The organism is Nostoc sp. UHCC 0251 (assembly GCF_034932245.1).
In the GTDB taxonomy this organism is placed as follows: domain Bacteria; phylum Cyanobacteriota; class Cyanobacteriia; order Cyanobacteriales; family Nostocaceae; genus Nostoc.
In genome coordinates, this window is the sequence record NZ_JAYGHD010000270.1 from 1 (window position 1) to 1,490 (window position 1,490).

Below are 1,490 nucleotides of genomic sequence, written 5' to 3' on the forward strand. Positions count from 1 at the left end.
TTGTAACACTTTTGTTTATGCGTTTGTAACACTTTCGCCAACAGTATCCGACTACCAGTCCAATGTGCGGTTATATCCTAGCGTGGCAAGCTTACTTGCACCAATATCAACCACCCACGCTAATTGTATGGGGCAAAAATGACCAGGGCTTTTTAGTCGAGGGAGCTTATGCCTACAAACGCGACTTAAAAAACCTGGAGTTTCATTTGTTTGATACGGGGCATTTTGCTCTGGAAGAAGATGGAGACGCGATCGCTGACCATATTCACCGCTTTCTGACCACTCACGTTGTAGAGAACACCAAGCTAACCACCAGTAACAAATAGTTTGGGCTGGGAAACTATGTCGGTAAAAAGTGATTGTCATTACTACAATTACTACTGATCAAGCAGCAGTGTTAAATCAATTAACTTAACATCTTGTTTACAAGTTATTAAAGGAGAATGTCATGGTTGCTCAAGCAAACTCGCAAGCAGCAAAAATTTTGGAAGTTGCAGACGATCCACGTCTTTCCAAAGGAACGAAGGAATTTTTGAAAGTGCTAAATTCAGGGGGTGTGGCGTTGGAGAAACTCACTCCAGTCGAAGCACGTCAAGTTCTTGTAGATGCACAGGCTTCGGTTTCAGTAGACCTTTCAGGCATTGAAGAGTCCCAAAAGACGATTACTGCTGAGGGTTATTCAATTACCCTGAATATTGTACGACCATTAGGGGTCAAAGGCACATTACCTGTTTTCATCTTTATTCATGGTGGTGGTTGGGTACTGGGTGATTACCCAACACACAAGCGTATGGTTCGCGATCTGGTTGTGCTTTCAGGGTTTGCAGGTGTCTTTGTCAACTATACTCGCACACCAGATGCTCAGTACCCACAGGCAATCAATGAGATTTATGCTGCGACCAAATGGGTTGCCGAGCATGGTGAGGAGATTGGAGTGGATGGCAAGAATTTGGCAGTCGTTGGCAACAGTGTCGGCGGTAACATGACAACTGTCACTGCTTTGAAGGCGAAAGAAAAAGGAGGACCACACATCAAGCTGCAAATCCTGATGTGGCCTATTGTAGATGCTGATTTTGAAACAAATTCTTATAACCAATTTGGCGATCAGCGTTTTCTGACTGTACCAGCGATGAAGTGGATGTATGATATGTACATCGCTGACCCAGAAAAGCGCAGAGACATCTATGCTTCTCCCCTACAGGCGACGGTTGAGCAACTCAAAGGCTTGCCTCCAGCGTTAATTGTGGTTGCAGAGAGCGATATTTTGCATGACGAAGGCACAGCTTACGGACGCAAGCTCGATGAAGCTGGGGTCGAGGTGACAACTGTGCAGTATAACGGTATGATTCATGACTTCGGACTACTGAATGGTTTAGCTGAGTTGCCACAAACCCGTTCTCTGTTTGTTCAAGCTGCTGCCCAATTGAAGAAACATCGTAACTGCCCAGGTAGGAATACCAGGAATATTCCCATGAGGGAAGAAAGATGGT

The 1,490-nt window shown here is 45.0% G+C and carries 2 protein-coding genes; both read left to right on the top strand.

Annotated elements, in window-relative coordinates; all coding sequences use genetic code 11:
* The first annotated feature begins 62 nt into the window (after window positions 1–62).
* A complete protein-coding gene (locus tag VB740_RS18135) occupies window positions 63–326 on the top strand; it encodes an alpha/beta hydrolase (RefSeq protein WP_323201347.1) in 264 nt (87 codons plus the stop codon).
* 122 nt (window positions 327–448) lie between these two features.
* Window positions 449–1,490: alpha/beta hydrolase (locus VB740_RS18140; RefSeq protein WP_323201348.1), on the top strand; the 1,042-nt coding region annotated here is incomplete at its 3' end.